Origin of the sequence: Streptomonospora nanhaiensis (assembly GCF_013410565.1) — a bacterium.
GTDB lineage: Bacteria > Actinomycetota > Actinomycetes > Streptosporangiales > Streptosporangiaceae > Streptomonospora > Streptomonospora nanhaiensis.
This window is the reverse complement of record NZ_JACCFO010000001.1, coordinates 1984184-2010353: the sequence shown is the minus strand read 5'-3', so window position 1 is coordinate 2010353 and position 26170 is coordinate 1984184. Positions and strand designations below refer to the sequence as shown.

The window sequence follows — 26170 nt, the reverse complement described above, 5'->3', positions numbered from 1 at the left end:
GGGACACAACGGGGTTCATCTGCGGCGCGGACCGGATCTTCGGTACGCTTCGGCGCCATGGACAACGTCGAGCGGGGCAGAGCGGTGCACGGGCCCCGCGTCGCCGTACCCGCCGGCGACGACGGCCACGCGCTGCTGTGGTTCGCCTACTGCCCCAACTGCCAGGCGATGGTCAACGCCGACCGGGGCTTCCTCGCCGACTGCTGGCGCTGCGCCAAGCCCCTGCCGCGCAAGTTCAACTCCCGGTCGGAGATCCGCGTGGAGTGGGTTCCGGTGGAGGAGGCCACATCAGACGAGGGGTCCGCCGAGACGTGCCACTGCGTCTACTGCGGCACCGCCACACCCATCGCCACCCGCACCTGCCCCACCTGCCGCCGCGCCGCCTACCCGCAGCTCCCCGAAACGCCGCCTGAAGCACCGCCAGAAGCGCCGTCAGAAAAGACCGCCCCCGAAGGCGACGACCCCACTCCCAAACCCCCGGCATCCCGCCCGGCCCCGCCGTAGGCGGGCTCCGGGAGGCGGTCCGAGGGCACTGCGGGCCGGACGCGGGCTAAGGGGCGAGCCGATCGAGAAGCGAGCGCGCCCACGCATAAGGGCAGGGCGCAGTCGAGTAGACGCCACCCGGTTGCTTTCGCCGCCGACAGCCTGCGCCACTCACCCCCATCCCCGCGTGCGCGGGGAGCACCCTTCTTCACCTGGGGTGTTGCCGTGCGGGAGCGGCGTTTTCGACTCCGTGTACTCCATTCGGCGGGAGGGCGGTAGCGGCTCCGCCCTCTTCGGCATCCTCGGGCCTCTGAAGGTGTGCCCGAGGGAGGTTGGACCTGTGGTCGCGGCCACCCGCCTCCCTAGTTCAACGGCGTAGGCGGAGGCCCTTGGGGGTGGCGTGGAAGCCCGCCTCGGACAGGGCGGTGTCGAGGGGGGTGCCGAACACCGGGGCGCCGTCGGCGCGTTCGACGGTCAGGGATTCGACGCCGCCCGCCTGGACCGTGTCGGCCAGGGCCCGTGCCGCGCGGTTCAGGGCGTGCTGCGGCGACCCGAAGGTCAGCGCCGAGCGGCCGCCGCGCTCCAGGTACAGGGTCAGCGCGCCGTCGTCCAGCACCACCAGGGCGCCCGCCTTGCGGCCCGGGCGGCCCGACGTGTCGGACGCCGGCGGCCACGGCAGCGCCGCGCCGTAGACGTTCGCCGGGTCGGCGGCCGCCAGCACCAGCGGCGGCTCACCCGCGCCCTCGGCCATGCCCCGCAGCCGGTCGACCGCCCCGGGCAGCGCGAACTGCGCCGCGCCCAGGCCGTCCACGAAGTAGCCGCGCCGCGCCCGGCCCGCCTCCTCGAACCCGCGCAGCACCGGGTAGACCGCGCTGAACCCGCCCGCGCCGCCCGCGCGGCGGCGGTCGCCCCGCCGCACCTGCTCGGCCACCACCGCCCCCCGCGTGACCACCCCGTAGCGGTCCAGCAGTGCCGCCGTGCCCGCAGCCAGGCGGCGGGTGGGGTCGGGTTCGCGCTCCGGCAGCAGCCACCACCGGCCCGCCGCCGTGGGCGGCCCCGTGCGCGTGGGCATGACCGGGCGCCGCGACCGGCTGCGGTGCGCGGTGCCGCCCGCGCCCAGCAGTGCCCGCAGCGGTGCCACCGAGTCGTTGCCCACCCGGCCCGACCACACCAGGTCCCACAGCGCCGCCACGATCGCGGCATCGGAGACCGCCGCCGCGCCCTCGGCCCGCGCCACCCGGTCGGCGATGTCGCGGAAGAACAGCGCGCCGCCCTCGCGCAGCGCCGCCAGCACCGCCGCGCGCGCCGGAGCGGCGGAGGAGCCGGCGGCATCGTCGTCGGCGGGCTCGGGCAGCAGGGCCGCCGCCTCGTCGGCGGTGACCAGGCACACCCAGCCGTCGTTGCCGGACATCGGGCCCGCCCCCGCCCACAGGACCTCGCCGGCGTGGGTCAGCTCGTCCAGCAGCGGCGGGGAGTAGCCCTCGACCCGCGCCGGCAGCACCAGCGACTCCAGCGCCGAGGCGGGCACCGGCGCGCCCCGCAGCGACTCCACCGCCGAGTACACCGCGTCGGGGCCGCGCAGCCGCCGCCCGCCGCCCCGCGGCGCGGGGCCCGCCCCCAGCGCAGCCACGTGCTGCCACGCCGGCACGAACCGCCCCAGGGCCCGCTGCGGCACCGGTTCGACCTCACGGCGCAGCCGCGCCACCGAGCGCCGCCGGAGCGCCCGCAGGACGTCGGCGTCGCACCACTCGGTGCCCCGCCCGCCGGGACGGAACTCGCCCTCCACGACCCGCCCGGTGCCGGCCAGCCGGCGCAGCGCCTCGACCACGCGCCCGCGCTCCACCCCCAGCCGGGCGGCCGCGTCGTCGGCGCGGAACGGCCCGTGCGTGCGCGCGTAGCGCGACACCAGGTCGCCCAGCGGGTCGGCCACCGGCGCCGCGAACACCTCGGCCGCGCCCGCGAAAGCCGCGCCGCCGGGCACACCCGGGTCGCCGCCGCCCTCCCAACCCGCACCCGCGCCACCGCGCCCGGCCGCCGCCAGCCAGTCCGGCAGCTCCACGCCCGCGCCGTCGCGCAGCCGCGCGGCGTCCTCGACCGCCGCCCACCGGACCTCGCCCGCCACACGGACCTCGATCGCGCGCCGCGCCGCCGCCAGCTCCGCCAGCGCCTCGGGCGCCACCCCGCGCTCACCGGCCTCGCGCGTGGACAGCGGCCCCAGCTCCCGCAGCAGGTCGGCGGCGCCCTCGCGGCCCGATGCGGGGTCCACCCGGCGCTCGGGCGCCAGCCGCTGCAGCCAGGAGTCGTACTCGGCCACCACCGCGGAGTCGAGCAGTTCGCGCAGGTCGGCCTGGCCCAGCAGCTCCGCCAGCAGGCCGGAGTCCAGGGTCAGCGCCTGGGCGCGCAGCTCCGCCAGCGGGGCGTCGCCCTCGTACAGGAACGCCGCCGTGTAGCCCATCAGCAGCGACTGGGCGAACGGCGAGGCGCGCGGGGTCTCGACCTCGACCACCCGCACCCGCCGCGCCCGGATGTCGGCCATCAGCTCGGCCAGCCCGCCCACGTCGAACACGTCGCGCAGGCACTCGCGCACCGCCTCCAGCACGATCGGGAACGACCCGAAGCGCCCCGCCACCGACAGCAGCTGCGCCGAGCGCTGCCGCTGCTGCCACAGCGGCATCCGCCGCCCCGGGCGGCGGCGCGGCAGCAGCAGCGCCCGCGCGGCGCACTCCCGGAACCGCGCCGCGAACAGCGCCGAACCGCCCAGCTCGGCGGTGACCGCGTCCTCGACATCATCAGGCGCCACGACCAGCGACTCCGCCAGGCCCCCGGCCCCCGCCGCGCGCGGCCGGCGCCCGCCACCCGCCGCCCCGGTGTCGCCGCCAGCATCAGGGGAGTCCTCGACATCGGGCAGCCGCACGACGATGCCGTCGTCGCCGTGCACCACCTGGGCGTCCAGGCCGTAGCGCTCCCGCAGCCGCGCGCCGATCACCAGCGCCCACGGCGCGTGCACCCGCGCGCCCAGCGGGGAGTGCACCACCGCCCGCCAGTCGCCCAGCTCGTCGCGGAACCGCTCCACCACGATGGTGCGTTCGTCGGGCACCCGGCCGGTGGACTCCTCCTGCTCGGCCAGGTACCCCACCAGGTTGGCCGCCGCCCAGTCGTCCAGGCCGGCCGCGGCGGCGCGCCTCAGCGCGTCGGGAGTGTCCATGCCGCCCAGCTCGCGGGCCAGCGCCCCGATGGCCCGGCCCAGCTCCGCCGGGCGGCCCAGCGCGTCGGCCTTCCAGAACGGCAGCCGGCCCGGACGCCCCGGCGCGGGGGACACCAGCACGCGGTCGGCCGTGATGTTCTCGATGCGCCAGGCGCTGGCGCCCAGCACGAAGACGTCGCCCACCCGGGACCCGTAGACCATCTCCTCGTCGAGTTCGCCCACCCGCGTGGGGGCGCCCGCCCCGCCGCCCGCCAGGTGCACCGCGTAGGTGCCGCGGTCGGGGATGGTGCCGCCGCTGGTCACCGCCAGCCGCTGCGCCCCCGGGCGGCCCGACACCGTGCCGCCCGAGCCCGCGCCGCCGGCGTCGCGGTCCCACACCAGGCGCGGCCGCAGCTCCGCGAACTCGTCGGAGGGGTAGCGGCCCGACAGCATGTCCAGCACGCCCGACAGCGCGGAGTCGGGCAGGGTGGCGAACGGCGCGGCCCGCCGCACCAGGGCGGCGAGGTCGGCCACCCGCCACTCGTCCATCGCGGCCATGGCCACCACCTGCTGGGCCAGGACGTCCAGCGGGTTCAGCGGCATCCGCAGCGCCTCGATGGCGCCCGCACGCATGCGCTCCACCACCACCGCCGAGGTCAGCAGGTCGCCGCGGAACTTCGGGAACAGCACCCCGCGCGAGACCTCGCCCACCTGGTGCCCGGCGCGGCCCACCCGCTGCAGGCCGCTGGCCACCGACGGCGGCGACTCCACCTGCACCACCAGGTCGACCGCGCCCATGTCGATGCCCAACTCCAGGCTGGAGGTGGCCACCACGCACGGCAGCCGGCCGGACTTGAGGTCGTCCTCGATGCGCGCGCGCTCGCTCTTGGACACCGAGCCGTGGTGGGCCCGCGCCACCACACCCGCCTCGACCCCGTAGGTCTGCCCGGCCTCGGCCATCACCTCGGCCGGGGACAGGCGCGGCACCGGCGGCCCGCCCGGCGCGAGGGAAGGCGCGCCGGGCGGGCCGCCGGCCGCGCCGCCGGTGTCGGGGCGGTCCCCGCGGTCGAGGGCGCGCCGCTCCGCCGCCAGCTCGTTCAGCCGGGCGCACAGCCGCTCGGCCACCCGCCGGGAGTTGCAGAACACGATGGAGGAGCGGTGCGCCTCGACCAGGTCGAGGACCTTCTCCTCGACGTGCGGCCAGATGGAGGTGCGGGCCTTGGCGGCGCGGTCGTCGGCGCGCGCGGGCGCCACCGACGCCTCCAGTTCGGTCATGTCCTCGACCGGGACGGCGATGCGGACGTCGATCGACGGGGCGCTCGGCGGCGCCACCACCGTGGCCGGCCGGGGGCCGCCGAGGAACCGCGCGACCTCGTCGTGCGGGCGCACCGTGGCCGACAGGCCGATGCGCTGCGCGGGGCGCTCCAGCAGGGCGTCCAGCCGCTCCAGGCTGAGCGCCAGGTGCGCGCCGCGCTTGGTGCCCGCCAGCGCGTGGACCTCGTCGACGATGACGGTGCGCACCCCGCGCAGCCCGGCGCGGGCCTGGGAGGTGAGGACCAGGAACAGGGACTCGGGGGTGGTGATGAGGATGTCCGGCGGCGCCGTGGCCAGGGCGCGGCGCTCGTTCGCGGGGGTGTCGCCGGTGCGCACGCCCACCGTCAGCGCGGGAACGGGGGCGCCGGCCTGCTCGGCGGCGCGGCGGATGCCCGAGAGCGGCGCCCGCAGGTTGCGCTCGATGTCGGCGGCCAGCGCCTTGAGCGGCGAGACGTAGAGCACCCGGCAGCGCAGCGCGCGGTCGTCGGGCACCGGCTCGGCCGCCAGGCGGTCCAGCGCCCACAGGAACGCCGACAGGGTCTTGCCCGAACCCGTGGGCGCCACCACCAGGGTGTTGTCGCCCTTGGCGATGGCCTCCCAGGCCCCGGCCTGCGCCGGCGTGGCCCCGGCGGGGAACGCGGCGCGGAACCAGGCGCGCGTGGCGGGGGAGAACCGGGCCGGCGGGTCGCCGCCGGCCGCGCCGCCGCGGCCGCGGGGTTGGGGAGTCGACACCATGGGCCCAGTCTGCAACGCGGCACCGACGAAACCGGTGAACCGGTGCCGCGCGCGGCGGAGGCCGGGATGGGGCGGGCGGGAGAGGGCGGGCGCGGAGCCGGGAGGCCGGGGAGGGGCCGCCGGCACGGGGAGGCCGGGAGGCGGGGGAGGGGCCGGGAAGGCGGCGCGGCGGGGCCGCGCGGGGCGGCGCGGCGGGTACGGCGCGAGCGCTTGCGCGGGCGTCGATACTGGTGGGGATGAGAATCTCGCAATTCTGGCAGCGCATGTACGAGCAGTTCGGCGAGCCCTACGCCGACAGCCTCGCGCGCGACCACGTCATCGAGGGCCTGGGGTCGCGGACGGTCCAGCAGGCGCTGGCCGACGGCGTCAGCGCCAAGGAGGTCTGGCGCGCCGTGTGCGACACCTTCGACCTTCCGGCGGCCGCGCGCTGACACCCGCCCCAGCGCGCCGCCGCCCGCCGCCGGTGCGTCCGAGAAGGGCGGGCGGACCCGCGCCGCCCCGCGCGGGCGGGCCGCCGCCCGCACCCGCCGCACCCGATCGCGCCGTTCCGCCGGGTATCCGCCGGTTCCGCCGTACCACCGGCCTGATCTGCGGCGACATCCGCTCCCCGGCCACCGTCCGCCCCGCCCCCGACCCGCCCGCGAAGGTGGGGAAAACACGCGATCGAACAGAGGTTCGGGTAGGCTGGTGGTGAATCCGGGGCCGGTGATGTGTCTCATCGGCCTCCGGCGGACCACGACGCCCCGCTGGTCGGGCGTCCGCGAGCGACCACGACCTCCGCAGCCGCGCACCGGCCGCGGCGGTTGTCCACAGGAGCGCGGACCCGGTCGAGGATTGTCCTCACGACCGCGTAGCGTCGCTCTCAACATGAAGAAGAAGACGTCGACCCAACAGGGGTTCCCCGTGGCTGCTGCTGACCGAGAGAAGGCTCTCGAAACCGCGCTCGCGCAGATCGAGCGCCAGTTCGGCAAGGGCTCCGTCATGCGCCTAGGCGATGACAACCGCCCCCCGATCGAGTCCATCCCCACCGGGGCGATTTCCCTGGATATCGCATTGGGAATCGGCGGAATTCCGCGTGGGCGAATTGTAGAGATTTACGGACCGGAATCGAGCGGTAAAACCACCGTGGCATTGCACGCGGTGGCCAATGCCCAGCGCCTTGGCGGAATCGCCGCGTTCATTGACGCCGAGCACGCGCTCGACCCGGAATACGCGAAGAAAATCGGCGTCGACACCGACGAACTCCTGCTTTCCCAGCCCGACACCGGCGAGCAGGCGCTGGAGATCGCCGACATGCTGATCCGCTCCGGCGCGGTCTCCATCCTGGTGGTCGACTCCGTGGCAGCCCTCGTGCCGCGCGCCGAGATCGAGGGCGAGATGGGCGACAGCCACGTCGGCCTCCAGGCCCGCCTGATGTCCCAGGCCCTCCGCAAGATCGCCGGTGCGCTGCACCAGACCGGTACCACCGCGATTTTCATCAACCAGTTGCGGGAAAAGGTCGGCGTCATGTTCGGGTGCATGTCCTACGGCACCCGGGTCACCCTGGCCGACGGAACGCAGGAGAAAATCGGAAAGATCGTCAACCAGCGCATGGACGTCGAGGTCATGTCCTACGACCCCGACCTCGACAAGATCGTGCCGCGCAGGATCGTCAACTGGTTCGACAACGGCAACGCCGACCTCTTCCTGCAGTTCACCGTCGCCAAGTCCGGAAAGAACGGCCGGGCGCAGTTCGCCGCCACACCCAACCACCTGGTGCGCACGCCCGGCGGATGGCGCGAGGCGGGCGAGCTCATGGTGGGCGACCGCGTGCTGACCACCGAGACCCACCGCCTGAGCGAGCAGCAGCGCCAGATCGTCTTCGGATCCATCATGGGCGACGGCAACCTCTCGCCCAACCGCCGGGGACGCACCGGAGTGCGCTTCCGTATGGGGCACGGCGCCGCGCAGGAGCCCTACCTCGAGTGGAAGACCTCCCTCCTGGCCAACATCGGGCACTCCCGCACCACCAACGCCAAGGGCGCCGTCTTCGCCGACTTCACGCCGCTCCCGGAGTTGAGCGAACTCCGCGAGGTCGTCTACTTCGGCGACGGCAAGAAGCACTTCACCTGGGAGTTCCTGAAGTCGCTGACCCCGCTGGCCCTGGCCGTCTGGTACATGGACGACGGCTCCTTCACCCTGCGCTCCAAGGGAGTGCAGGCCCGGACCGAGGGCGGCAGCGGCCGCATCGAGATCTGCGTCGAGGCGATGAGCCCCGGCTCCCGCCAGCGGCTGGTCGAGTACCTGCGCGACACCCACGGCCTCGACGTCAGCCTGGCCCTGCGCGGATCCGCCCGCAAGGCGTTCATCCGCTTCACCACGGCGGCCTCGGCGCGCTTCCAGGAGATCGTCGCGCCCTACGTCCACGAGTCGATGGACTACAAGTTGCTGCCTCGCTTCCGCGGTCGGTGCGCCGTCGAGCCCGAGTTCGCCGAGCCGCAGGAGAAGCTCGTCGCGGCGCCCATCCTCGACATCCACGACAAGCCGGTCACCCGCAGCATGCGCCGGTTCGACATCGAGGTCGAAGGCAGCCACAACTACTTCGTGGACGGTGTCATGGTCCACAACAGCCCCGAAACCACCACAGGTGGCCGGGCGCTGAAGTTCTACGCCTCGGTGCGGCTGGACGTCCGGCGGATCGAGACGTTGAAGGACGGTACCGACGCGGTCGGCAACCGGACCCGGGTCAAGGTCGTGAAGAACAAGGTCGCGCCGCCGTTCAAGCAGGCGGAGTTCGACATCCTCTACGGGGTCGGCGTCTCGCGCGAGGGCGGGCTGATCGACCTCGGGGTGGAGCAGGGCGTCGTGCGCAAGTCCGGTGCCTGGTACACCTACGAGGGCACCCAGTTGGGCCAGGGCAAGGAGAACGCGCGGAACTTCCTGCGCGAGAACGTCGACATGGCCAACGAGATCGAGAAGAAGATCAAGGAGAAGCTGGGCGTGCCCGGGGCCTCCGGCGACGACTCCGCCGGGGCGCCGCCTGCCGACTCCAAGGCCGAGGCGGCCAAGGACACGGGTGCCAAGGACACCGCGGCGTCGGCGGCCGACTCCGCCGCCGCGCCCGCCAAGCGGACCGCGCGCACCAAGGCCGCTCCGAGCACGGATGCCTGATCCGCGCGGAGGCGACGACCCCCTCGCGGCCGGCTCCGGCACCTGGGCGGGCGGGGGGCCCGCGGCGGAGGAGGACCCCGAGGCCAAGGCGCGCGGCATCTGCCTGCGCCTGCTGACCTCGGCTCCCCGCACGCGGGCCCAGCTCGCCCAGGCGCTGCGGCGCCGGGGGATCGACGACGACGTCGCGGAGTCCGTGCTCAGCCGCTTCAGCGAAGTCGGCATCATCGACGACGCCGCCTTCGCCGACGCCTGGGTCGACTCCCGCCACGCCGGGCGCGGGCTGGGCCGCCGCGCGCTCGCGGCCGAGCTGCGGCAGCGCGGCGTGGCCGAGGAGACCGTCCGCGAGGCCGTGGACGACCTCAGCCCCGACCAGGAGGAGGAGACCGCCCGCCGACTGGTGCGCCGCAAGCTCGCCTCCACGCGGGGCCACGATCCCGCCGCTCGCGCGCGGCGCACCCTGGGCATGCTGGCGCGCAAGGGCTACTCGTCGGGCCTGGCCTACCGCGTGGTCCGCGAGGAGATGGAAGCCGAGGGCGACGAACTCGACCTGCCCGACCCCGAGGCCGGATAGGCCACCGCGCCCGCGCGGTCGGGTCCGCGCCCGGCGCACCCGCGCTGCTTCGCGCGGCCCCGCCGCCTGAACGGCCCTCGGTGCGCCGGGGCCTTCGGCGAGCGCGCGGACACGCGCACGCTCGGCTCCGCGGCCTTCGCCCCGGCTCTGGTCCTGGGCCGCGCGGCGGCGGCACCGCGCGGTGGGCGGGTCCGGCGGCGCCGCCCCACCCGCCCCGCGGCGGTCCCCTGGTGCCGGCGCGCCGGTCCCCGCTACGGTGGGGGCCGCCCACGGGCAGGTGGGTGACGACTGTTGTCCGCAAAGGAGCGGTGCATGGCGGCGAAGAAGCCGAGCGGTCTGAAGACCTGGGAGAAGGTCGGCATCGGCGCGGTGGCGGTGGGATCGGTCGTGACCGGTGCCGTCAAACTCGAATCGGCCCCCGAACCCGCGAAGTGGTCCCAGGGCGCGCTCGCCGACACCGCGTTTCGCGCGCAGACCGCCGTGCGGAACCTGGACGTCGCCGCCGCCCATCGGCTCACGGGTCTCAGCGGGCGCACCACCCCGGGTGCCACCCACCTGAACGACTCCTCTGGTGGATGCCGCCTACCGGCGCTACGGGCGGCTCGGGGAGAGCCTCGCCGACATCGACAAGGGCCTGCGGAAGACGGAGGCGGCGCTCGCGGGAGCCGGCGCGGGCTTCACGGCGGCCGAGCGCGGGCAGACCCTGCCCGACGACGTCAACCGGCTGACCCCCAAGGACGTGGGCGACTTCCTGCGCGCCGCCCGGGAGGGGGTCGACCGGATGGACCGGTCGGCCGGCCGGCTGTCGGCCGCCCACCGGGGCACGCCTCGCGAGGCGGCGGCCGACGCGTCGGCGGACGAGCTGCGGCGGGCCGCGCGTGCGTTTCCGTCCACGGCGGAGATCGGCGCGGCCCAGCGCGAGGCGGAGCAGCAGGCCGCCACCAAGGCGGCCGGCGCGCCGCTGACTCCGGGCCGCCTCACCGCCGCGCGCCAGGGCCGCACCGCCCCGGCTCGGCGCACCCCGGCGCCGCGCCCCGGCCCGGCGAACGGCCGGGCGCTCTAGGGCCGCTCTGGCGACACGCGCCCTGCCGCGCGGCGGCGCGGAAGGCCCTCCCGCTCTCACCGCGCCCGGCCCCCGCCTGCTCGCAGGTGCGCGGTTCGGGGGTCCTGACGCCGCCGTCCGGGGCAGCGCGGGGCGCCGCCGCCCTTGCCTCCTCGGCGCGCAGGCGCCATGATCCTCCTCGGGTGGCGGCGCGGTCCCCCGGCACCGCCGCGCGGCCCGGCTGCGACGAGAAGGGGGCCGCAATGGCGTTCGACATCGAGTTCCCGCCGCTGAGCGAGGCCGCGAAGCGGTGGTGATGGGTGGCAGGCAGGCGGCGTTCCGGCGCGAGCACGACACCCACATGGCGATGTCCCGGGGCACCAGCCGGATCCGTGCGGACGTGGCGGAGATGAGCCGGCTGCGCCACGCGATCACTACCGCCCTGGGCGGGGGAGACGGCGCCGCGGCCGCCGAGGCCGGCCGGGACCGCGGCGTCGGCCTGGACGAGGTGCGGCGGGGCCGGCGGGCTCGGGCGAGCGGGCGCGGTGCGCCGGCCGCCGCCCGCCTCCCGGAGCGGCGCGGGAGGCGCCGCGGCCTGCACTGACACCGCCGGGCACGTCAGGGGACGGGCGCGGGTCCGGCGGGCGCGGGTTCGCCGGTGTGCTCGCCGGCGGCGGAAGGGCGCGGTGCGAGCGGGAGCCGTATCCCCGGGGCGCCGCGCGGCGCCCCGGGGCGGGGGACTAGAGCGCGGCCGCGCCGCCGACGGCCCTGGTGGTCGCGGTCCGGGGTGCCGTGGCCGCTCGGGTGTCGGCCGAGTGCGGTGTCCGCTGCGCGGACTTCGCGGCGGCCAGGGTGGGGGACAGCCGCGGGCCCAGGGCGCGGTTGGTGTCCGCGGTCTTGACGGCCGGCAGGTTGTTCCGGGTGTCCCAGACGACGCCGGCGTCGATGTGCTCCCTGGTGGGGAACAGGTTCGCCGCGGCCTGCAACCTCTCCAGCGCGGCCCGGCCGGCCGGGCGGGCGGCGTCCGTCGCGGGGAAGTCCTTGGCCGCGCCCATGGGCGCCTTCACGCGGTCGGCGGAGTCGTGGAGGAAGGCGCCGAACCGTTCCAGGGTGGCGTCGTCCGGGTTCTTGGGGTGACGTGGTCGCCGCCCTTCGCCTTGTACGCGCCCTTGGTGTAGGCCTGCACGTCCAGTTCCGCGGTGGTGAGCGCGCGGTTGATCTCGACCGCGCGTTCGCCGAGGCGTCCCGACCTGATGTAGAAGAGTTCGGTGGCGGAGTTACCCGGTGCTGTTGATCCTGCTGTTGTTGAGGCCGGGGTCCTGGCCTTCGTGGCGGCCGGGGGCCTGTGCCGCGTTCCTCCGCACCCAGAACGAGGTCTGCCGGTCGGCGGGGAGCGTGTCGATGAACTCCCGGAGCGAGCCGCTGACGTCCCGGGCCGATTGCGCCGCCTAAGCGTAGGCGACGCGAAGTTCGGACTTGGGCGGCGGAAGGTCCGATCCGTCGTTGAGGGCGACGCCCGCGCCGAGGGCGACCGCGGCCGCACCCGCGGCCAGAGCCCCTCGCTGGGCGCCGTGGCGGATGTTCTCGCTTCTCCGCCTGGCGGCTTCCGGGTCGCGTTTTTCCGTCATGGCACCGCTTTCCACTGCGGGGGGAGGGCGGGGGTGGGGGAGACCGGCTCACGATAGCCCGCCAAGATCGCGAGGTCCATATCCCCACGCACCGGGATGAACCACCGCCTCCGTGTCCGCCCGCCGCCGGCGGGCCCTGCGCTCTCGCGCGCCGGTCACCCCTCGCCGTGCTCCTGCCCCGCCGGCAGCCCCCGCCCCGGTGTCTCCGCCCTCTGCGCGTCCGCACGGGGCTCGTGCGCGTCGAGCGGCGGCAGCGGCTCGGCCACCAGGTCCAGGTCGGTTTCCCCCTCGGGGGCGTGGGCGGCCTCCGCGCCGGCCGCGCCGCCGGCCGAGCTCGCCGCGCCCACCCGCACCGGGGCGTAGTCGGTGCTCAGCGCGATCGGCGCCGCCCCCTCGGGGGTGAAGCCGAAGACCTCCCCGTAGAAGGCCAGTTCCGCCTCCAGTGCCCTGCGCCGGTTGTCGGCGGCGCGCAGGCCGTGGCCCTCGCCCTCGAACTCGATGAGCGCGTGCCGGATGCCCCGCTCGGACAGGCTCGCCGCCAGCGCGTGGGCCTGGTTGGCGGGCACCACCGGGTCGGCCGATCCCTGCAGGAGCAGCACCGGCCGGACCAGTTCGTCGGCGCGGTCGATGGGCGAGCGCTCGCGGTAGGTGGCCGCGTACCCCGGCAGCGGCCCGACCAGGCCGTCGAGGTAGCGCGACTCGAAGTCGTGGGTCTCCCCCGCCAGCCGCAGCAGGTCGGTCACGCCCCAGGCCGAGGTGCCGCAGGCGAAGGTGTCGCCGGTGAGCGCCAGCAGGGTGGTCAGGCCGCCGGCGCTGTTGCCGCGCACGGCCAGCCGCTCGGGGTCGGCGGCGCCCTGCTCCACCAGGGCCCGCGCGGCCGCGGTGACGTCCTCGACGTCCACCACGCCCCACTGGCCGTGCAGCCGTTCGCGGTAGGTGCGGCCGAATCCGACCGACCCGCCGTAGTTGACGTCGAGGATCCCGATCCCGCGGCTGGTGTAGAACGCCTTGGCGAGGTCGAGCAGCCCCAGGGCCTTGCCGACCGGGCCGCCGTGCGCCCACACCACGTACGGCGCGGGGCCCTCGCCCTCGACGCCGGGGTGGGTGGGCGGGTACACGGTGGCGTGCACGGCCGCGCCGTAGCGCCCGCTGACGGTGATGGCGCGCGGCTCGGGCAGGTAGCCGGGGTCGGGCAGGTTTTCGGCGGCTCGGCGCAGCACCTCGGTGCGCCCGGTGCGGGGGTCGAGCCGCACCAGGCTCAGCGGCGTGCGCGGCCCGCCGGCCAGTCCCACCACGGTGTCGCCGTCGCTCTCCAGCGTCAGCCAGCTGGTCAGGCCCTCGCGGCCGGTGTCCAGCGGGGTGAGTTCGGCGGTGGCGGGGTCGTAGACGCCGGGGGTGAGGTCGGCGTGGCCCGACAGGGCGACCAGGCGGCCGTCGGCGAGGCGGGTGTAGGGCCGGTCGCCCAGGCGGGTGAACCCGTGGGCGAACTCCTCCTCGGCCGGGTAGAGCGCGATGGCCGGCCCGGTGAGCCCGATCTCGTAGAGGTTCCACCAGCCCGGCCAGTCCGACACGAACGAGACGGTGCTGTCGTCGCGCCAGACGGGCGCCAGCACCGACTCGTTGATGCCGCCCTTGAGCGTGTAGACGTTGCTGACGGCGCCGTCGGCGAGCGTGCCGACCCGCAGTTCGGTGCCGTCCCAGGGCATGCGCGGGTGGTTCCACGACACCCACACCAGGTGCCGCCCGTCGGGGGAGGGCGTGGGCCAGGCGTAGAAGTCGGCGCCGGAGACGAGTTCGGTGACGGCGCCGGGGTCCTCGGCGGCGCGCCCCGACAGCGGCAGCGACACGATGGCGCGCCGGGGCCGGGCCGCCGCGCCTCCGGCGGCGGGCTCGGGGTGGCTTTCGCGCACGCAGATCACCCGCTTGCCGTCGGGGCTGAGCGCGAAGTCGGCGTAGCGCAGCGCGGCGGGGGCGTGCGGCTCGGGGCTGATGGGCCGGGGGGCGGCCGCCCCGGGCTCCAGGAGGTAGAGCCGCTGGTCGTCGAGGTTGCTGAAGACGACCCCGTAGCGGGTGATGGCCTTGTCGTCGCGCCGGGGCACGGGCAGGTAGGACCGCCCGCCGTACTCGTGGACGCGGGTGTGGGCGTCCCAGGGGGCGGCGAGGAGTTCGGCGACGGTGCCGTCGGCGCCCCGGTGCATGACGGTGGTGCGCCCGCCCTCCTCGGGTCGGGACTCCTCCCACCAGGTGTGCGCGCCGATGACGCTGGGGGAGCCCAGCAGCCGCTCACCTCGGGAGACGTCGCTGGCAGCGATCGGCGATGGCCAGGCGCCGTAGGGGGCCGTCACGCGGTCGGTCATGAGGAAACTTTGCACTCTGTGGGCTTATGGAACGACATGTCGACCTTAGTGGTATGTGCGGCTGCGCGCAGTAGCGCCGGAGCGCTCTTCCGGCCCCCCACGACCGCAATAGCGCCGAAAGTAGGCGTTGTGTGGCACATCGCGACCACGGCTTATTCGTTCCCTACTTGTAATGCGCGCGGAGCGCCGCAGTACCGACACGCTGTCTATAGTCCAGCCAATGTTCCGGGCCGGAATCCGCCTTAGGCACTTCAGTGGGCCTCGCCGGGCAACCCCCGGCGCGGCGCCCTTGCGGAAAGGACGCGCAATGAGGACCAGACCCACGAGCAGGCGACTTACCGCCGTTTCGGCGGCAGCGGCGGCGGGTGTGATCGCGCTCGGCGGCTGCGGTGTCGGCGACGCGGGCGCCGGAGGCGAGCTGAGCATGGCCACGGGCAGCACCGGGGGCACCTACTACCCGCTGGGCGGCGAAATCGCCGAGATCTGGTCGCAGAACATCGAGGGCGTCAACGTCAGCACCCAGGCCAGCGGCGCCTCGGTGGAGAACATGCGGCTTCTGGACCAGGGCGAGAACGAATTGGTGATGGCCATCAACGGCGTCGCCGCCAGCGCCGTCGAAGGCGGCGCGGAATTCGCCGACGACCCGCTGTCCAACCCCGACAACGTGCGTTTCCTCGGCAATGTCTACCCCGAGGTGCTGCAGATCGTCACCACCGCCGACTCCGGAATCGAGACCATCGAGGACCTGGAGGGCAAGCGCGTCGACATCGGCCCGCCCGGCAGCGGCACCGCCGTCGCCGCCGAGCAGATCCTCGACGCCTACGGCATGAGCCTGGACGACATCGAGGCGTTCGACAGCACCTTCGAGGAGGCCGCCACCAAGCTCGGCGACGGCCAGACCGACGCCGCCTTCGCCATCCTGGCGCTGCCGGCCGGCTCCATCGAGCAGGTTGCCACCCAGACCGACATCCGGCTGGTCGACATCACCGGCGACGGCCTGGACCAGCTCATGGAGGACAACCCCAGCTACAGCGCCATGACGATCGAGGCCGACACCTACAACGGCCAGACCGAGGCCGCCGAGACCGTCACCAACTGGGCCGCGCTCTACACCACCGCCGACCTCGACGAGGAGACGGCCTACAACCTGGTCAAGGAGCTGTACGAGGGTGCCGGCGACATCGGGCACGACGTCGGCAACCAGATCCAGCTCGACACCGCCGTGGAGAGCCAGGGCCCGGTCCAGCTCCACCCCGGCGCGGAGCGCTACTACGAGGAAGAGGGCGTCCTCGGCGAGTAAGGCGTACGGCGCGGCCGGCGCCCAGGCGGCGGCGCGCGGGCGGGGTCCCGGGCGCCGCCGCGTCCTGCGCGCGCTCGCGGGGGCCGCTGTCGCCGCCGCGGTGGCGGCGGCCCCCGGCGCCGCCGCGCCCGGCCGCCGGCTGCGCTTCGTGGTGACCGACATGGACGCGGGCCGGGTGGTCCACGCCCACCCCGTGGCGGTGGGCGAGCACGTGGTGCTGCGCCACACCCACTCGGTGAGCAAGCGGCCGGTGGAGGAGGTGTTCGCCGTCGCGCCGCCGGGCCGCCTGGCCATGGCCGAGATGCGCTTCGACACCTTCGGCGCGAACCTGCCCGCCGGCCCCGAGCGCATCGGCTCGGTCACCACGACCTTCCTGCGCACCGACGAGGGCTACCGGGTGCTGCACCACAACCGGCCGCTGGACCGGGTGCAGCAGATGGTGGGCGGCCCCCGGGTCGACCACGTCCTCACCTTCCCCGACGGGCGGCGGCTGCGGCTGCTGGACGTGGTGGAGCGCGGCACGCGGGTGGAGTGGAGCGTCCAGGGCGCCCCGGGTTCCTGGCCGTGAACAGCGGGCGCGGGCCGCGACGCGGTCCGCGGCGACAAGAAAGGGATGGGCGATGACGACGGATCCGCCGTCGACGGCGCCGCCGGAGAAGGGCGCCGACGACTTCAGCGACATCGAGCTGCAGAAGGAGGTCGCCGAACTCGAGGGCCACAACCTGGCCGAGGAGACCGCCGGCACCCGCCGCGACATCCGCGCCGTGTGGCGCTGGACGATCTTCGCCGTGGGCCTGGTGCTCTCCCTGTTCCACCTCTACACCGGCTACTTCGGCACCCTGCCCGGCCTCCAGCAGCGCTCCTTCCACCTGGCGCTGGGCCTGGGCCTGGTGTTCCTGCTCTACCCCTCGTCCCCCCAGGACACGCGGCGGCAGCGCTGGTACGGCTGGGGGCTGATCGCCGCGGGGATCGGGCTGATCGTCTACGTGCAGGTCGAAGGCATCGCCGACTGGTACGTGTGGGCGCCCGGCGCGGGGATCCTGGCCCTGGTGCAGGCCGCGCGGTACGTGCCCTGGCAGCCGATGGGCATGCCCGCCGCCGACGTGCTGCTGGCCCTGCTGGGGGCCGGCTCGGGCCTGTTCCTGTTCTTCGCCTACGAGGACATCGTCAGCTCGGTGGGCGTGATCAACCCCGTGTACGTGGCGGTGGGCACGGTGGGCCTGCTGCTGGTGCTGGTGGCGGCCCAGCGCACCCTGGGCGCGGCGCTGGTGATCCTGGCCGGGCTGATGCTGGCCTACGCGTTCTTCGGCCCGTTCCTGCCCGGGTTCCTGCACCACAGCGGCTACAGCATCGACCGGATCGTCTCCACGCTGTTCCTGGGCACCGAGGGCGTGTTCGGCACCCCCCTGGCGATCTCCTCGACGTTCATCTTCCTGTTCCTGATCTTCTCGGCGATGCTGGCCCGCACCGGCATGGAGCGGTTCTTCACCGACCTCGCGCTGGGCCTGACCGGCGGCACCACGGGCGGCACGGCCAAGGTCGCGGTGGTGACGAGCGCGTTCTCGGGCACCATCACCGGAAGCTCGGTGGCCAACACCGTCAGCAACGGCGCGTTCACCATCCCGATGATGAAGCGCTCGGGCTACCACGCCAACTACGCGGGCGCGGTGGAGGCGGCCTCCTCCACCGGCGGGCAGATCGCGCCTCCGGTGATGGGCGCGGCGGCGTTCATCATGATCGAGTTCACCGGCGTGCCCTACCTGCAGATCATGCAGGCGGCGATCGTTCCGGCGGCGCTGTTCTTCATCGCCCAGTTCGTGGTGGTGCACTACGACGCCAAGAAACTGGGCATTCGGGGCGTCCCACGCGAGCTGCTGCCCAACGTGCGGATGCTGATGGCCACCAAGGGCTACCTGCTGGTGCCGATCATCGGCCTGTTCGTCCTGCTCTCGCTGGGCTTCTCGCCGATCCGCTCGGCGATGGGCGCCATCGCGCTGACCGTCGGCGTGAACCTGCTGGCCCAGCTGGTCGCCCTGGCCCTGCGCCGCTGGCGCGGCATGGACGACAGGCTGACGCTGTGGACGCTGCTGGACGGCCTGGTCGACGCCACGCGCGTGGCCCTGCCGATCATCATCGCGTGCGCGGCGGCCGGCATCATCGCGGGCGTCATCACCCTGACCGGGCTGGGCCTGCGGCTGAGCGGCGGCCTGGTGAACCTGGCCGAAAACGTGCTCTCGCCGGGACTCCAGCTCATCACCTTCGGGCTGCTCGACCCCACCCAGAGCCTGCTGTTCTGCACGCTGCTGCTGTCGATGCTGGCCTGCCTGATCCTGGGCATCGGCGTGCCGACCACCGCCAACTACGTCATCACCGCCACCCTGGCGGCGCCGGCGATCATCGCGATCCTGCAGGCCGACCTGGCCGAGCCGACCGTGGCGATGCTGCTGATGGCGCACATGTTCGTCTACTACTTCGGGGTGATGGCCGACATCACCCCGCCGGTGTGCCTGGCGGCCTACGCCGCCGCGGGCATCTCCGGCGGCAACCCGATCATGACGGGCGTGTACTCGGTGCGGATCGCGGTGTCGGGCTTCGTGGTGCCCTACATGTTCGTGTTCTCCCCGCAGCTGCTGCTGCAGGAGACCGGCTGGGTCGAGGGCACGTGGGTCTTCCTCACGGCGGTGCTGGGCATCGTCCTGGTCGGTGTCGCGGTCGTGGGCCACCTGAACACCGACATCAACTGGGTGCTGCGGATCGTGGCGGCCCTGGGCGGCCTGGCGCTGCTGCACGCCAGCTGGCAGGGCGACCTCGCCGGGTTCGTGATCGGCGCCGCGCTGTTCGCCTGGCAGTACTGGGCCGGCCGCGGCGGCCGCGCGCAGGCCGCGCCCGCGGCGGCCCCGGCGGCCCCCGCGGCGAACTGATCCGGCCCCGGGGCGTGCGGCGCGGCGCGGGCCGCACCGCGCGCCCCGGGCGGTCGGTGGCAGCCACTAGCCTGGAACGGTGAGCCAGAGCCGTACCTACGAAGTCCGCACCTACGGCTGCCAGATGAACGTCCACGACTCCGAGCGGCTGTCCGGCCTGCTGGAGGACGCGGGCTACGCGCGCGCAGCCGAGGGCACCACCGCCGACGTCGTCGTGTTCAACACCTGCGCGGTGCGCGAGAACGCCGACAACCGCCTGTATGGCAACCTCGGGCACCTGCGCCCGGTCAAGGACTCCCATCCGGGCATGCAGATCGCCGTGGGCGGCTGCCTGGCGCAGAAGGACCGCGGCGAGATCGTGCGCCGCGCCCCCTGGGTCGACGTCGTGTTCGGCACCCACAACATCGGCTCGCTGCCGGTGCTGCTGGAGCGCGCCCGCGTCCAGCGCGAGGCCCAGGTCGAGATCGAGGAGTCGCTCTCGGCGTTCCCCTCCACCCTGCCCAGCCGCCGCGAGTCCGCCTACGCCGCGTGGGTGGCCATCTCGGTGGGCTGCAACAACACCTGCACGTTCTGCATCGTGCCCTCGCTGCGCGGCAAGGAGAAGGACCGCCGCCCCGGCGACATCCTGGCCGAGGTGCGGGCGCTGGTGGCCGAGGGCGTCGCCGAGGTCACGCTGCTGGGCCAGAACGTCAACGCCTACGGCAGCGAGTTCGGCGACCGGCAGGCGTTCTCCAAGCTGCTGCGCGCCTGCGGCGAGGTCGAGGGGCTGGAGCGCGTGCGGTTCACCTCGCCCCACCCGCGCGACTTCACCGACGACGTCATCGAGGCCATGGCCGAGACCCCCAACGTCATGCCGCAGCTGCACATGCCGCTCCAGTCGGGCTCCAGCCGGGTGCTCAAGGCCATGCGCCGCTCCTACCGGCGCGAACGCTACCTCGGCATCCTGGCCAAGGTCCGCGAGGCCATGCCCGAGGCCGCCATCACCACCGACATCATCGTCGGGTTCCCCGGCGAGACCGAGGCCGACTTCACCGAGACCCTGGAGGTCGTGCGCGAGGCCCGCTTCGCGGCGGCGTTCACCTTCCAGTACTCCAAGCGGCCGGGCACCCCCGCCGCCGACATGCCCGACCAGCTGCCCAAGGAGGTCGTGCAGGAGCGCTACGAGCGGCTGCTGGAACTCCAGGAGCGCATTTCCTGGGAGGAGAACCAGAAGCTGGTGGGCCGCGAGGTCGAGCTGCTGGTGGCCGAGGGCGAGGGCCGCAAGGACGGCGAGCGCCGGCGGCTGTCGGGGCGCGCCCCCGACAACCGGCTGGTGCACTTCGCCGTCGACGACTCCGCGGCACAGCGGCTGCGGCCCGGCGACCTCGCCACGGTCGAGGTCACCTACGCCGCCCCGCACCACCTGGTGGCCGACTCCGGGGTGCGCGCGGTTCGGCCCACCCGGGCCGGCGACGCCTGGGCCGCGCGCAACGGCCGCGCGCCGCAGGCGCCGGGGGTGCTGCTGGGCATGCCCAAGGTAGGTGTGCCCGAGCCGCTGCCCGCGGCGGCCGACGGCTGCGCGATCGACTAGCGGCGGGCGCTCACCGGCGCCTGCGGTGCGTGCCGCCCGGCCGCAGCCGGCAGCGCGCACCGGTCCGGGTGGCCGGCGGCGGGGCCCCGACCTGCGGGTGGGGTGTCTCCCATCGGCAGCGGCGGCCCACACGGGTCCGGGGAACGGAGAGCGGCGCTGGGCAGGACTCCATGCCTTCGACCTTACTCCGCGCGAGCGGTCCGGGGCGCCCGCTCCGGGCCGCGGGTGCGGGCCGGGGGCGCCGCGCGCACCGGTGATCGGGGAAGGGCCGCCGGCCCCGCCGCGCCGGGCGTGCCCGCGTCCGGTGGGCGGTTCCGGCGGCCCGGCCGGTGTCAGCCCAGGCGCACCGGCAGCTCCACCAGGCGGCGCAGCCCCGGGCGCGGCATCCAGCGCGCCTGGTCCTCGGGCACGGCCAGCGCCAGCCCGGGGAAGCGGCCCAGCAGCTGGGTGAACGCCACCTCGCCCTCCTGGCGGGCCAGTGCCGCGCCCAGGCAGTAGTGCAGGCCGTGGCCGAACCCCAGGTGGTGCTCGCCGCGCGTGTCGTAGGTGCGGGTGATGTCCAGCCGCTCGGGCTCGGTGTAGTGGCGGGGGTCGTGGTTGGCCGAGACCAGCACCGCCTCGACCCCCTGGCCCTTGCGGATCAGGGTGCCGCCGAGGTCGACGTCCTCGGCGGCCCAGCGGGGCCGGGTGAACAGCACCGGGCCGCACCAGCGCATCAGCTCGTGCACGGCGCGCGGCGCCAGGCCGGGGTCCTCGCGCAGCAGGCGGGCCTGCTCGGGGTGGGTCAGCAGCGCGTGCGTGCCGTTGCCGATGAGGTGGGCGGTGGTCTCGTGCCCGGCGATGACCAGGGTGAGCACCATGGTGACCAGCTCGGTCTCGGTGAGCCGGTCGCCGTCGTCGTCGCGCACGGCGATGAGCGCGTCGAGCAGGGCGTCGGCCGGCCGGGCGCGGCGCTCGGCCACCATGGCGTGGATGTGGTCGATCATCTCGCGGAAGGCCGAGGCCATTCTCGCGGGGTCCAGGCCCATCATCCGGGTGCCCCAGTCGCGCCACAGCGGGCGGTCGGCCTCGGGCACGCCGACCATCTCGCAGATGACGGTGATGGGCAGCGGGTAGGCGAAGTGCTCGATCAGGTCCACGGCGCCGTCGTCGCCGGCGGCCCCGGGCAGCCGGTCGAGCAGGTCGGCGGTGATCTCCTCGACGCGGGGGCGCAGTTCGTTGACGCGGCGCACGGTGAAGGCGCGTGAGACCAGCTTGCGCAGCCGGGTGTGGTCGGGCGGGTCGGAGTCCAGGATCGTGTCGGCGATGTAGGGGATGTAGTCCTCGGGGATCCCGACCGAGGCGAGCATGGTGGCGCGCATGTCGCCGGGGCCGTTCTCGATGCGGGCGGGGTCGTTGACGAACCGGGGGTCGTCCAGCACCGTGCGGACGTCGTCCTGCCGGGTCACCAGCCACATCGTGCTGCCGTCGAGGTGGCGCACGCGCTCGACGGGGGCCTCCTCGCGAAGCCGGCCGAACCCGGTGTAGGGGTCGGTGAGGAGTTCGGGGTCGAGCAGGCTCACGGCGGGGGAGTCCGCGGGGGTGTCGGCGGGGTTGTGCTGGGCCGGTGCGGTCATGGGGCCCTCCTCGGGCGGTGTCAGGTGAGCTTCTGGTTGGCGAGTTCGGTGCGCAGCGCGGCCAGCACCCGGTCGAACACGGCGACGACGTGGGGCGCGGCCGCGCGGGCGGGGCCGGGGTCGTCCGGGGCGGCCTCCAGCGAGGTGCGCAGGGCGTGGGCGAGGAGGTCGGCCCGCTCGGCTACGGGCCCGGGGTCGGGGAAGAACACCGTGGTGAGCGGCTCGGCCAGGAAGTATCCGGTGAAGACGTGCAGGTAGAGCATGAGTTGGGAGTCCAGCGGCAGGTCGCCGCGCAGGACGCCGTGGTCGCTCAGCACCGCGAAGTAGTCCCGCATGGTGTCGCGGCGCAGGTCCATCAGCCCTCGCAGGTGCCTGGCGCCGCCGCGGGCCAGGGAGCCCAGGGTGTCGGGGTCGCCCAGCAGCACGGCGCGCAGCACGGGGTCCTCGTGGACCAGCAGGTAGGAGGTGCGGGCCAGGTGGGAGGGCCGCACCTGCAGCGGGTCGGCGCGGACGCCGTCGACGATGCGCCGGACCATGTCCGCCTGCGCCCGCATGACCACCGAGAGGAACAGCAGTTCCTTGGTGCGGAAGTGCAGGTAGACGGTGCCTTTGCCGATGTCGGCGCGGCGGGCGACGTCCTCGACCGTGACGCGGCGGTAGCCCAGGGAGACGAGGAGTTCCCCGGCGGCGGCGAGGATGCGCTCGGCGCGGGCCTCGCGTTCGTCGACGGCCGCCTCGGGGGCGGGGCGGTCCGGGCTGTCCTGGGCGTGCCATGTCACGGGCGGATGGCTCCTGTCTCGGGTTCGGATGCTGACGGGGTCCGGTGCGACCGGACGCGGTGACTGTTTGACCGGATTTCAAATCCGGTCATGAAGTCACGGTAGATCCGCAGCGCGGGCGGCGGCAGGGCACCCGGTGTTAGGAAGCCGTCAAGGGCCGGCGGGTAGCCTGCCGGTGTGCTGATCGCCGCCGCCGTGTGCCCCCACCCGCCGCTGCTCGTGCCCCAGGTCGCGGCCGGTGCCGCCGGCGAACTCGCCGTGCTGCGGGCCGCCTGCGACCGCGCCGTGGCCGCCCTGGCCGCGTCCGGCCCCGACGTGCTCGCGGTCGTGGGCGCGGGCGGGCGCGACCGCGACCACCCGGCCGCGGCCGGCGGCGGGTTCGCCGACTACGGGGTGGACCTGCGGGTGGGGGAGGGGGAGCCGGTGCTGCCGCTGTCGCTGACGGTGGGGCGGTGGCTGGCCGAGCGCGCGGGCGTGCGCCCCGACCGGTACGCGGAGGTGGACGCCGCCGCCGGCCCCGGGCGCTGCCTGGCCCGCGGCGCCGCACTGGCCGAGGCCGGGCGGCGGGTGGCGCTACTGGTGATGGGGGACGGCAGCGCGCGCAACGGCGATGCGGCCCCGGCGCCCGCCGACCCCGAGGCGCCCGCCTTCGACGGCGCGGTCGCCGCGGCGCTGGCGGCGGCCGACGCCGACGCGCTGGCGCGGCTGGAGCCGCGCACGGCCGAGCGGCTGCTGGCCCAGGGGCGGCCCGCCTGGCAGGTGCTGGCGGGCGCCGCCCGCGCCCTGCCCGCGGGGTACGGCGCGCGCGGCGAACTGCTGGCGCACGAGGCGCCTTATGGGGTGGGCTACTTCGTGGCGGTGTGGACCGTGGCCGGGCGCGCGGCGCCCCCGGCCGCCGACGGCGCGGTGGGCGGGGACCGGCCGTAGGGGGTTCCCCGTCCTCCGGGGAGCCTCCGCATGTCCGTGCGGACAACACACGCGTGTGAACCGAGGACGCCCTCCCGTCGACCACAGGGCAGCGAGAGCCCGGTGCCGCTCCCGCACGGCCCAGGAGCGGGCTGGGGCGGCTCCCCACGGCCGGTCCCGGCGACCCGGCCTCGCGAGGTCCGCCCGCTGTGGGCGCGTGGAACGCGGCGGAAGGGGGACTCCCCGGCCGGGTCCGCCCACGAGGGCGCGTATCGGCCGAACGCGCCCTCGGCAGGGCCGCGCTCCCGCCCGGAGGCGGCCCGGGCGCCAGGATGCCCGCCGCGGTCCGTGCCGGGACGCCCGGCCGGACGCTCGGCGGGGCGGCCCCACGGCGGCGGGCCGGTCGGCAGCCCCGGAGACCGCCCGCGCCGGGCGCGGTCAGCGGGCTTGGCCCGGCCCGGACCGCTCAACGGGCTCGACGGCCGCGAAGCGGGCGCCGAAGGGGTCGGCCAGCAGGCACCAGCGGCCGTAGGGGGAGTCGGCGGGCGGGGCCACCACCGTGCCGCCGGAGCCGTGGGCCAGCGCGGCGGCGTCGTCGGCGCTGCGCACCGCGAAGTAGGTGAGCCACGCGGCAAGGCCCTGGCTGGGGCGGCGGTCGCCCCCGCCGTAGACCCCGCACACCGGAGTGCCGCCGCTGTAGAGGGTCACGAAGTCGTAGCCGGGCAGCCGCTCGGGCTCGTAGCCGAACACGCGCACCAGGAAGGCGCTGGCGGCGTCCAGGTCGTCGCTGGTGACCTCCGACCACACCGGTGCCCCGGGCTCGCCGAACGCCTCGGCCCCGCGCAGGGTGCCGGGCTCCCATAACCCGAACGCGGTGCCCGTGGGGTCGCGGGCGAGGGCCATGGCGCCGAGGTCGCCGATGTCCTGCGGCACTCCCAGCGCCCTGCCGCCGGCCTCGGTGATGGCGCGGAGCGTGCCCTCCAGGCCGTGGGTGGCCAGGTAGACGGTCCACGCTGCGGAGCGCGCGGTCTCGGGGTCGGGGCCCCAGCGCTGGGAGAGCCCCGCGACGCGGCGGCCGTCCAGGGCGGCCACGGAGTAGGGGAGGTCGTCGAACTCCCAGCCGAGGACCCCGCCGTAGAACCGCCGGGCGCGGTCCAGGTCGGGCACGGACAGGTCCATCCAGCACGGGGCGCCGGCCGGGTACTCCTCCGCAGTCGTCATGGCGGCGTCGTACCCGTGTTCTACTCGGCGCATTCGGCACGTCGGCAAAGTGGATGCAAACAGGCCGAAACACGTGGCAGCCGTCGGTGGGGCGAGCGCGGACGGCGCCGCCGACGGGCCTTTGCACCCGGCCGCTCACCTGGCACCGGCCGTGCCGTGCCGCGACGGCGGCGCCTGCCCGGCACGGCCGGCCGGCCGCCGCCCGAGGACCGGACCGGCGCCCAGGGCGCTCAGCGGAGACGCGCACGGCCGAACGCGGCCCGGCCAGCCGGGCGGTTCCACTCCCGCTGGAACGCGCGCGGCGCGAGCGCGGCGGTGGCCGCGCCCCGAGCGGGGTGCCCACGCGTGCGCCGCCTGCTGCGGGCGGGCGCGGTTGCGCCCTGGTCTGGCGGCCTAGCCGCGTGCGCCGCCCGCCCCTGCGCGGTCGGACCAGGCCGCGCGCACCAGGTCCATCGAGTGCTCGATGAGGCCGGGGCCGTCGTGGTCGAGCCAGTGGACACGGGGGTCGCGGCGGAACCAGGACTCCTGGCGGCGGGCGAAGCGGCGGGTGGCCCGGACGGTGTCCTCGCGGGCCTCGTCCTCGGTGCACTCCCCGGCCAGGAACCGCAGCACCTGGGCGTAGCCCAGCGCGCGCGAGGCGGTGCGCCCCTCGGCGAGGCCGCCGCCGCGCAGCGCGCGGACCTCCTCCACCAGCCCGGCCCGCCACATCCGCGCCACGCGCTCCTCGATGCGCTCGTCCAGCAGCGGGCGCGGCACGCGCAGGCCGATCTGCACGCAGGGGTAGTGCGAGGTGTGCTCGGGCAGGGTGGCCGTGAACGGCCGCCCGGTCAGCTCGATCACCTCCAGCGCGCGCACGATGCGCCGCCCGTTGCCGGGCAGGATCGCGCGGGCGGCCTCGGGGTCGCGCTCGGCCAGCCGGGCGTGCAGGGGCGCGGGCCCGCCGCGCGCCAGCTCCTCCTCCAGCCGCGCCCGCACGGCGGGGTCGGTGCCGGGGAAGTCCAGCTCGTCCAGCGCGGCGCGCACGTACAGCCCCGACCCGCCGACCAGGACGGGCACGGCGCCGCGCCCGCGCAGGTCGTCGATGAGGGCGCGCGCCAGCTCCTGGTACTCGGCGACGTTGGCGGCGCGGGTGACGTCCCAGATGTCGAGGAGGTGGTGGGGCACGCCCCGCCGCTCCCGGAGGGTGAGCTTGGCGGTGCCGATGTCCATGCCCCGGTAGAGCTGCATGGAGTCGGCGTTGATGATCTCGGCGGCGCCCTCGCGGGCGCCCAGCCGCAGTGCCAGTTCGACGGCGAGGTCGGACTTCCCGGCCGCGGTGGGCCCCACGACGGCGACCACCGGGGGGCCGCCCGCCGCGCTCGCGGATCGCGCTGCCATGTCGCGGACCTCCTCA

General features: G+C 75.2%; 18 protein-coding genes and 2 pseudogenes. 13 read left to right on the top strand and 7 right to left on the bottom strand.

The genetic code is table 11. From position 1 onward, the window contains the following. Positions 1–57 precede the first annotated feature (57 nt). Positions 58–504, top strand: a complete 447-nt coding sequence (locus tag HNR12_RS08605) for a hypothetical protein (RefSeq protein ID WP_179766985.1) — start codon at positions 58–60, stop codon at positions 502–504. A gap of 346 nt (positions 505–850) precedes the next feature. On the opposite strand, the gene HNR12_RS08600 is transcribed toward HNR12_RS08605, so the two are convergent. Continuing rightward, on the bottom strand, positions 851–5716 hold the full coding sequence (locus HNR12_RS08600) for a DEAD/DEAH box helicase (protein WP_179766984.1): 4866 nt from the start codon (positions 5714–5716) through the stop codon (positions 851–853). A 236-nt stretch (positions 5717–5952) separates the two neighbouring features. Here HNR12_RS08600 and HNR12_RS08595 point away from each other — a divergent pair, with 236 nt between their 5' ends. The 7 genes and pseudogenes from HNR12_RS08595 (at position 5953) to HNR12_RS08575 (ending at position 11083) form a co-directional block, all read left to right on the top strand. Next, on the top strand, positions 5953–6147 hold the full coding sequence (locus HNR12_RS08595; protein WP_179766983.1) for a DUF3046 domain-containing protein: 195 nt from the start codon (positions 5953–5955) through the stop codon (positions 6145–6147). A gap of 472 nt (positions 6148–6619) precedes the next feature. Continuing rightward, positions 6620–7231: pseudogene (gene recA / locus HNR12_RS29495) on the top strand (recombinase RecA); the annotation flags it as partial. Next, positions 7223–8083 (top strand): annotated as a pseudogene (locus HNR12_RS29490) (intein-containing recombinase RecA); the annotation flags it as partial. The pseudogenes recA and HNR12_RS29490, both read left to right, overlap by 9 nt. Before the next feature lie 171 nt (positions 8084–8254). Continuing rightward, positions 8255–8866 (top strand): hypothetical protein, encoded by a 612-nt coding sequence (locus tag HNR12_RS29115; protein WP_274614023.1) that lies wholly within the window; start codon positions 8255–8257, stop codon positions 8864–8866. Further along, complete coding sequence (recX, locus tag HNR12_RS08585; protein ID WP_179766981.1) at positions 8859–9437, top strand: recombination regulator RecX; 579 nt, start codon at positions 8859–8861, stop codon at positions 9435–9437. Before HNR12_RS29115 ends, recX begins: the two co-directional genes overlap by 8 nt. Positions 9438–10008: 571 nt before the next feature. Then, entirely contained in the window at positions 10009–10500 is a 492-nt protein-coding gene (locus HNR12_RS08580) for a hypothetical protein (protein WP_179766980.1), read from the top strand. A 295-nt stretch (positions 10501–10795) separates the two neighbouring features. Further along, the gene (locus HNR12_RS08575; RefSeq protein ID WP_179766979.1) at positions 10796–11083 is read left to right on the top strand and encodes a hypothetical protein; all 288 of its coding nucleotides are present in this window, start codon (positions 10796–10798) and stop codon (positions 11081–11083) included. Positions 11084–11219: 136 nt separating this feature from the next. Here the strand turns inward: HNR12_RS08575 and HNR12_RS08570 are convergent, their stop codons facing one another. Together HNR12_RS08570 and HNR12_RS08565 are read right to left on the bottom strand one after the other, a co-directional pair. Beyond that, positions 11220–11534 carry a hypothetical protein gene (locus tag HNR12_RS08570; RefSeq protein ID WP_179766978.1) on the bottom strand — a complete coding sequence of 105 codons (315 nt, stop codon included), beginning with the start codon at positions 11532–11534 and terminating at the stop codon, positions 11220–11222. Between the two features lie 728 nt (positions 11535–12262). Next, positions 12263–14464, bottom strand: coding sequence for a S9 family peptidase (locus HNR12_RS08565; RefSeq protein ID WP_179766977.1), 2202 nt, complete (start codon positions 14462–14464; stop codon positions 12263–12265). A gap of 307 nt (positions 14465–14771) precedes the next feature. Here HNR12_RS08565 and HNR12_RS08560 point away from each other — a divergent pair, with 307 nt between their 5' ends. From HNR12_RS08560 to miaB, 4 genes are all read left to right on the top strand, one after another. Further along, positions 14772–15764, top strand: coding sequence for a TAXI family TRAP transporter solute-binding subunit (locus tag HNR12_RS08560; RefSeq protein ID WP_179766976.1), 993 nt, complete (start codon positions 14772–14774; stop codon positions 15762–15764). 100 nt (positions 15765–15864) lie between these two features. Further along, positions 15865–16332 carry a DUF1850 domain-containing protein gene (locus HNR12_RS08555; protein WP_308251235.1) on the top strand — a complete coding sequence of 156 codons (468 nt, stop codon included), beginning with the start codon at positions 15865–15867 and terminating at the stop codon, positions 16330–16332. 52 nt (positions 16333–16384) lie between these two features. Then, complete coding sequence (locus tag HNR12_RS08550) at positions 16385–18685, top strand: TRAP transporter permease (protein WP_179766975.1); 2301 nt, start codon at positions 16385–16387, stop codon at positions 18683–18685. A 79-nt stretch (positions 18686–18764) separates the two neighbouring features. Next, positions 18765–20255 (top strand): tRNA (N6-isopentenyl adenosine(37)-C2)-methylthiotransferase MiaB, encoded by a 1491-nt coding sequence (gene miaB, locus HNR12_RS08545; protein ID WP_179766974.1) that lies wholly within the window; start codon positions 18765–18767, stop codon positions 20253–20255. A gap of 332 nt (positions 20256–20587) precedes the next feature. Here the strand turns inward: miaB and HNR12_RS08540 are convergent, their stop codons facing one another. Together HNR12_RS08540 and HNR12_RS08535 are read right to left on the bottom strand one after the other, a co-directional pair. Further along, positions 20588–21871 carry a cytochrome P450 family protein gene (locus tag HNR12_RS08540; RefSeq protein WP_179766973.1) on the bottom strand — a complete coding sequence of 428 codons (1284 nt, stop codon included), beginning with the start codon at positions 21869–21871 and terminating at the stop codon, positions 20588–20590. Positions 21872–21891: 20 nt separating this feature from the next. Next, a complete protein-coding gene (locus HNR12_RS08535; protein ID WP_179766972.1) occupies positions 21892–22650 on the bottom strand; it encodes a TetR/AcrR family transcriptional regulator in 759 nt (252 codons plus the stop codon). Between the two features lie 177 nt (positions 22651–22827). On the opposite strand from HNR12_RS08535, the gene HNR12_RS08530 reads away from it, so the two are divergent. Further along, positions 22828–23577: a hypothetical protein gene (locus tag HNR12_RS08530; RefSeq protein ID WP_179766971.1), complete on the top strand. Its 750-nt coding sequence runs from the start codon at positions 22828–22830 to the stop codon at positions 23575–23577. A 417-nt stretch (positions 23578–23994) separates the two neighbouring features. Here HNR12_RS08530 and HNR12_RS08525 read toward each other — a convergent pair whose 3' ends face one another. Further along, positions 23995–24777 carry a VOC family protein gene (locus tag HNR12_RS08525; RefSeq protein ID WP_179766970.1) on the bottom strand — a complete coding sequence of 261 codons (783 nt, stop codon included), beginning with the start codon at positions 24775–24777 and terminating at the stop codon, positions 23995–23997. 393 nt (positions 24778–25170) lie between these two features. Then, a complete protein-coding gene (miaA, locus tag HNR12_RS08520) occupies positions 25171–26154 on the bottom strand; it encodes a tRNA (adenosine(37)-N6)-dimethylallyltransferase MiaA (protein ID WP_179766969.1) in 984 nt (327 codons plus the stop codon). Positions 26155–26170 lie beyond the last annotated feature (16 nt).

What these genes read in the sequence shown, in the direction of transcription:
- HNR12_RS08605 (WP_179766985.1), top strand. Translation starts at nt 58, where the DNA reads ATGGACAACGTCGAGCGGGGCAGAGCGGTGCACGGGCCCCGCGTCGCC.
- HNR12_RS08600 (WP_179766984.1), bottom strand. Translation starts at nt 5,716, where the DNA reads ATGGTGTCGACTCCCCAACCCCGCGGCCGCGGCGGCGCGGCCGGCGGC.
- HNR12_RS08595 (WP_179766983.1), top strand. Translation starts at nt 5,953, where the DNA reads ATGAGAATCTCGCAATTCTGGCAGCGCATGTACGAGCAGTTCGGCGAG.
- HNR12_RS29115 (WP_274614023.1), top strand. Translation starts at nt 8,255, where the DNA reads ATGCGCCGGTTCGACATCGAGGTCGAAGGCAGCCACAACTACTTCGTG.
- recX (WP_179766981.1), top strand. Translation starts at nt 8,859, where the DNA reads ATGCCTGATCCGCGCGGAGGCGACGACCCCCTCGCGGCCGGCTCCGGC.
- HNR12_RS08575 (WP_179766979.1), top strand. Translation starts at nt 10,796, where the DNA reads ATGGGTGGCAGGCAGGCGGCGTTCCGGCGCGAGCACGACACCCACATG.
- HNR12_RS08570 (WP_179766978.1), bottom strand. Translation starts at nt 11,534, where the DNA reads ATGGGCGCGGCCAAGGACTTCCCCGCGACGGACGCCGCCCGCCCGGCC.
- HNR12_RS08565 (WP_179766977.1), bottom strand. Translation starts at nt 14,464, where the DNA reads ATGACCGACCGCGTGACGGCCCCCTACGGCGCCTGGCCATCGCCGATC.
- HNR12_RS08560 (WP_179766976.1), top strand. Translation starts at nt 14,772, where the DNA reads ATGAGGACCAGACCCACGAGCAGGCGACTTACCGCCGTTTCGGCGGCA.
- HNR12_RS08550 (WP_179766975.1), top strand. Translation starts at nt 16,385, where the DNA reads ATGACGACGGATCCGCCGTCGACGGCGCCGCCGGAGAAGGGCGCCGAC.
- HNR12_RS08540 (WP_179766973.1), bottom strand. Translation starts at nt 21,871, where the DNA reads ATGACCGCACCGGCCCAGCACAACCCCGCCGACACCCCCGCGGACTCC.
- HNR12_RS08525 (WP_179766970.1), bottom strand. Translation starts at nt 24,777, where the DNA reads ATGACGACTGCGGAGGAGTACCCGGCCGGCGCCCCGTGCTGGATGGAC.
- miaA (WP_179766969.1), bottom strand. Translation starts at nt 26,154, where the DNA reads ATGGCAGCGCGATCCGCGAGCGCGGCGGGCGGCCCCCCGGTGGTCGCC.